Source organism: Moorena sp. SIO4A5 (assembly GCF_010672005.1).
Taxonomy (GTDB): domain Bacteria; phylum Cyanobacteriota; class Cyanobacteriia; order Cyanobacteriales; family Coleofasciculaceae; genus Moorena.
Genome location: NZ_JAAHHZ010000380.1, coordinates 1 through 4,604 on the forward strand (window position 1 = coordinate 1; position 4,604 = coordinate 4,604).

Genomic DNA, 4,604 nt, shown 5'->3' on the forward strand with positions numbered 1-4,604 from the left:
TATGGGTACAATTACCAAAGTCGTTGTTTATTCCCTGGGACTTTTCTTTTTCTGTACTACCCCAGTTTTTGCTCAACATACTCAACATAATAGTTCAACTGCCACTAGCCAGCAACAACAGATAGAAACGGTTAATCTACTATCCCTACCAGAGGTATTACCGGAATGGAAAAAAGCCCGGGTTATCTATTTAGGAGAAACTCACAGCAGCCAAAAAGATCATGAGGCGCAGTTAGCGATTATTAAAGCACTAACCCGTGAAAATTCCAAAATTGCGATCGCAATGGAAATGTTCCAGCGCCCAGCTCAAGATATCCTAGATCAATACCTAGCCGGGGCAATCACAGAAGCTGAGTTGGTTAAGCAAAGTGAGTATGAACAACGCTGGGGCTTTCCTTGGGAATATTATGCTCCCCTAGTACGCTTTGCTAAAACTAATCAACTCCCTGTGTTAGCCTTAAATACACCTACTGAGGTCACTCGTAAAGTAGCCCGTAGCGGTTTAGAGAGTTTAACCTCTGCTGAGCAGGAACATATTCCCCCATTATCAGAAATTCGCACAGATAACGCTGATTACCGCAACCTGATTCAGGGATTCTACCAACAACATCACCACGCCGGTCATAGCAATAGTCGCAACTTCGACAATTTTTTCACAGCCCAAGTGTTATGGGATGAAACCATGGCAGAGAAGATTGCTTTGTTTGCCCAAGCTAACCCAGATTATCAAGTAGTAGTGATTGCTGGGCAAGGTCATATTATCTATGACTACGGTATACCCAGTCGGGTTGCTCGACGATTCAATAATCAGTTAGAACAAATTTCCGTTTTGTTGGGTGCTCAGAAAGAGAAACTGGCAGGAGAAAATGCGATCGCAGATTATTTATGGGAACATCCGTTTTGAAGTTAGAAGTTAGAAGTTAGAAGTTAGAAGTTAGAAGTTAGAAGTTAGAAGTTAAAAGTTAGAAGTTAAAAGTTAGAAGTTATAATTCTACATTTTTAATTCTACATTTTCCATTCTTAATTCTACATTCTTAATTCTACATTAAACTTGCCTTATCCCCAAGAAACTCTACCAAAGGCTTAAATACACTCACTAATTCCGGACGTGCTGCAACTAGAGTCGGAAAGGACCGCTGACCGTAATCTTGGCCTACTTCCAAGGGGAAAATTGGCTGAGAATCTAGGGGTACCCAAACTGCCCCAGCTGCGTGAATAATCACCCAAGCTCCAGCAAAATCCCAAATCTTGGGGGTGGCTTCCACTCCTCCTAAGGTGACACCGTTGGCAGTGGCGAGAAAGTTGTAACTGGCAACCCCTAGCATCCGAATTTTGCAGGGGAAGGGTTGCTTCATTACTGAGGTACTACGGGCGCACAGGTTGAAAAAGTGGTTTTGGCTAGGGGAATCCTGGCTGCTGTGGATGGCACGTCCATTCAGAAAAGCACCGTTTTCTACACCTTTGAGGTCTGATTTCCCCAGCCAAAAACCATGAAAAGATTGCTGGACAGGAGCAAAATGAATATAACCAAACACTGGAGTTCCCTGATACAACAAGCCTAAGGAAACCCCCCACAGGGGAATTCCTCTAGTAAAGTTGGTGGTGCCATCAAGAGGGTCAATAATCCAGCACCATTCAGACTCAGGAAATTGGTGGGATGCTTCTTCGCTCAGTACGCCGTGGCTAGGGAAATGAAATGCGATCGCATCTCTAATTTCTTGATCTGCCCACCTGTCCGCCTGGGTCACTAACGTACCATCGGCTTTTTCGGACCCTTGTACCTGACCAAAGTCCTTAAGGTGCCGATTCCCGACACGGTTTGTGGTGTCCTTGGCAAAGTTGAGAATATCTGTCCAAAAATCATTCATATCATGTCCGGTGGTGCGCGGTACCGGACATGATATCATGGTGTCGTTCTCCGGTAAAAACCACCCATCTACCTTAGTTTGTTGAGTTAGTTTGTGGTTTGTTTAACTCTAGACAATCCCCACAGAGCAGGTCAAAGTTGCCGAATATATTAACTATGTACTATTGCTTAAAGGTTAGTTTCCGTTGAACCTTGGCCAATAGGCCACGCTACGGAACTTGGCAACCCTTCAACTTGCCAACCTTCCCTACTCCCTACTCCCTACTCCCTACTCCCTACTCCCTAAAATCCAGATTGATAAATACGATATGAACTTATTCGGTAGTAATCGGCAAGACTTAGCAATACACAAGTGGCAACATCAGTTAGATCAGTTTGTTAAAGCCAATCAAAAAGAATTAGCTGCACTAGCTTGGGGGCTCTTTCTGGAAAAAGGAGAAAGTGATGAGACCCTCGGACTTGACATGAAACCGAAGCCACATTTTGTTTACTGTCCTAGGGCAGCAATAGAAACCCTAAATCGTCAGGTTAATAACCAAATTCAGGAAATTTTGGGAGTGGTGGATGCTCATAAACCTGAGCAGGAAGTTATAATTATTGGCATTGGTAATGGACAGTTGAAACTGATTCAATTTGAACCTGAACTTTCACCACCCGATTGCTTTGAGCAAGTTGGTAAGGATGTCGATCAATTATTAGAAGAATTAGAGAATAAGATGGGTGAAACAATAAAGTAGGGATATACAGTAGGGAGCTCAATTCCGGTTAATTACTTCGTTTTTATTCCCCCTACTCCCTACTCCCTACTCCCTACTCCCTAAAATCCTGGACAAAAGTCCCTCAAACTTCTAGCCAAATTGATAGTGTTTTCTAACATTAGAAAGAATCTTCCAGGTGCAAGACATTCCAGCTGGGAAAGTTACAAAATCTCCTTTGGCAATTTGAACTGGTTCACCGCCATCTGGGGTGACAACTACTTCACCCTCTAGCAAGTAACAAGTTTCTGGATCATCATAAGTCCAGGGAAATTCCGAGACTTCCTTTGTCCAAATTGGCCAATTTGAGACACCTAAGTTATCAAGATGCTCTTCGCTAGGACGTTCAATCAGAATCTTATTGATATTGGTCGGTTTAGACATACTTTTGAGATTTTAACCGTTTTCAGTGGTAAGCTTTCATTTTCATCAAACCAATCAGCTAATACCCATAACCTGATAGCTGATAGCTGACGGCTGAGAGCTGACCGCTGAATGCTTACATCCTAATCATATAGGGCATCGAGCAAAAACTTGGTAATTTTACTTTCCTCCATCGTTGACAAAAGCTTAGTGTCCGCAATGTCTAACTTAGCGCCCGCAGCATGTAAATCATCATCTAAAGCCGTTAGAAAACCACGAGTAATGGGATCGTCCCCCACTTGGGCAAACATCACACCCAGTTCTTCCTGAGAATCCATCTTCTTAGTTGCTGCCACTAGCAATTTGACTAGAGCCATCCGTGGCTTTGGTTCACTATCGAGGATGACGATAATAATGTCACCGTTTGCTTTTGTCTGCTGGCGGGATTTACGGCTAAAGTGATCATCAACTGCAACTTTGAGCGGCTCAACCAGATTGATGCTGTCTGAACCATAGGGCTGCTCAAAGAGGTCAACTAATGCCTGACTAGTGGTGTTGTCATATTTTTGATAGGGAGTAGATGCAATGTAAATAGTGAGTCCGTCTGGATCGAGTTCCTCACATTTCTTTGCCAAGGCGATAATAGACTCCTGAGCTAGCAACCACTGCTTGTCTAGTCCAGGCAGGGTTCCAAAGGTTTTAGAGGCATTTCTTGCCAGAATTATGGTGTAGTCTCGGTTTTGCAATAGGTCTTGAGACACAGTTATCCTCTGATATCCATTTGAATCTTATCGTAAGTTTTCCCAGAAATCCTGATCAGAGCCAATCAGGACTTGGGAGAGTCTGGTTGAAAATGTTCTTTTTCTATAGCTAAGGAGTCGTAAAGAATTAAATTTAACTGTTAAGACTTGAGAGCTTCGGATCTCGGAATAAGGAACAGCAACGGTTTGAGTAACTTTCAGTTTCTTAACACAGTCAAAAAAAATTATAGCGTTTCTCTTAGTAATGAGATCTATAGCAATTCTAGGACTTGTGAGGTACAAATATTTAGGTTTTAGGGAGCAGGGAGTAGGGAGCAGGGAGCAGGGAGCAGGGAGCAGATAAAAGAGAAGAGGCAAGAGCCAATAGTCAAACAATTATGTGTACCTCATGAGTCCTAAAAACGTTATAGCAATTCTAAATCATTTGTAAAATCAGCAAAATCACAATTTTGGCGCTTTGTAGGCAGGGTTTACTGCAACCGTTACCCTTGCATCAATCCATAGGTCTGTTAGTTCCTATGAATCAGGGTAGGCTATTGAATTAAACCCCGCTCGGGTAAGCACTGACTAACATAATTGCGCTTGTGAGGGGGAAAATCAGGATTGTCCTCTGATTACAGCAATTCAACTGATGTTTCCTGATTTTCTGCCCTCCAATACCCAGCAGCTAGTTGAGTCTAGCTCAATTGTTCTTGCTCAAAGTATCCAGCGTCAAGCTATCTCAACTCCCCTGAGCCCACAGGCCATTGCCACAACTTACGTTAATCAGGGTAAGGGTGGCACGCCGATTCTGTTACTCCATGGCTTCGATAGTTCCCTGCTAGAATTACGCCGCTTGCTACCACTGCTGGCTCAGGA

At 43.3% G+C, this 4,604-nt stretch carries 6 protein-coding genes and 1 pseudogene; 3 read left to right on the forward strand and 4 right to left on the reverse strand.

Features of this window, described 5'->3' with window-relative positions; translation table 11 throughout:
• Position 1: 1 nt before the first annotated feature.
• Positions 2–904, forward strand: a complete 903-nt coding sequence (locus F6K57_RS37400; RefSeq protein ID WP_293073402.1) for a ChaN family lipoprotein — start codon at positions 2–4, stop codon at positions 902–904.
• 136 nt (positions 905–1,040) lie between these two features.
• On the opposite strand, the gene F6K57_RS37405 is transcribed toward F6K57_RS37400, so the two are convergent.
• Positions 1,041–1,907 carry an inositol monophosphatase family protein gene (locus tag F6K57_RS37405; RefSeq protein ID WP_364305736.1) on the reverse strand — a complete coding sequence of 289 codons (867 nt, stop codon included), beginning with the start codon at positions 1,905–1,907 and terminating at the stop codon, positions 1,041–1,043.
• Positions 1,908–2,175: 268 nt separating this feature from the next.
• On the opposite strand from F6K57_RS37405, the gene F6K57_RS37410 reads away from it, so the two are divergent.
• On the forward strand, positions 2,176–2,604 hold the full coding sequence (locus tag F6K57_RS37410) for a hypothetical protein (RefSeq protein WP_293073414.1): 429 nt from the start codon (positions 2,176–2,178) through the stop codon (positions 2,602–2,604).
• A gap of 111 nt (positions 2,605–2,715) precedes the next feature.
• Here the strand turns inward: F6K57_RS37410 and F6K57_RS37415 are convergent, their stop codons facing one another.
• The 3 genes from F6K57_RS37415 to F6K57_RS37425 all read right to left on the reverse strand — a co-directional run bounded on the left by F6K57_RS37415 (position 2,716) and on the right by F6K57_RS37425 (position 4,121).
• Positions 2,716–3,006 carry a cupin domain-containing protein gene (locus tag F6K57_RS37415; RefSeq protein ID WP_293073405.1) on the reverse strand — a complete coding sequence of 97 codons (291 nt, stop codon included), beginning with the start codon at positions 3,004–3,006 and terminating at the stop codon, positions 2,716–2,718.
• A gap of 122 nt (positions 3,007–3,128) precedes the next feature.
• The gene (locus F6K57_RS37420; protein WP_293023696.1) at positions 3,129–3,746 is read right to left on the reverse strand and encodes a hypothetical protein; all 618 of its coding nucleotides are present in this window, start codon (positions 3,744–3,746) and stop codon (positions 3,129–3,131) included.
• 27 nt (positions 3,747–3,773) lie between these two features.
• Positions 3,774–4,121, reverse strand: coding sequence for a hypothetical protein (locus F6K57_RS37425; protein WP_293073408.1), 348 nt, complete (start codon positions 4,119–4,121; stop codon positions 3,774–3,776).
• Positions 4,122–4,377: 256 nt separating this feature from the next.
• Between F6K57_RS37425 and F6K57_RS37430 the strand changes: the two are divergent.
• Positions 4,378–4,604, forward strand: a pseudogene (locus tag F6K57_RS37430) (alpha/beta hydrolase); the annotation flags it as partial.

Excerpts from the sequence above, each read along its gene's own strand:
- F6K57_RS37405 (WP_364305736.1), bottom strand. The coding sequence starts at position 1,907 with ATGATATCATGTCCGGTACCGCGCACCACCGGACATGATATGAATGAT.
- F6K57_RS37400 (WP_293073402.1), top strand. The coding sequence starts at position 2 with ATGGGTACAATTACCAAAGTCGTTGTTTATTCCCTGGGACTTTTCTTT.
- F6K57_RS37415 (WP_293073405.1), bottom strand. The coding sequence starts at position 3,006 with ATGTCTAAACCGACCAATATCAATAAGATTCTGATTGAACGTCCTAGC.
- F6K57_RS37410 (WP_293073414.1), top strand. The coding sequence starts at position 2,176 with ATGAACTTATTCGGTAGTAATCGGCAAGACTTAGCAATACACAAGTGG.